1 protein-coding gene is annotated in these 226 nt (G+C 47.8%); it reads right to left on the reverse strand.

Annotation, left to right across the window (positions count from 1 at the left end; genetic code table 11):
* A partial coding sequence (locus AC1M9H_RS14440; protein WP_481613668.1) for a hypothetical protein occupies window positions 1-226 on the reverse strand: 226 nt, incomplete at both ends.

Here is a 226-nt window from a genome sequence, read left to right on the forward strand (position 1 = left end):
TGGACTTGTTGGTCTAAGTCTTTGGGTAGGTTGTTTTGGTTGTAGTAGCGTTTGCCAACAATGAGGAATTCTTGGTCAGCTCCGCTGTGTTGTTCAATTTCTGGATGGCCATCGAGTTTGAACCAGTAGCCGACTTGGCTGTCTCTGACGCTGGCTTTGGCGATGAATTGTTTGCTTTGTCCAGCGTAGTAGTCGCTGAGGTGTTGGTTGAGTTTTTCGACTTGGC

It is taken from the genome of Acinetobacter sp. ANC_7512 (assembly GCF_056779935.1).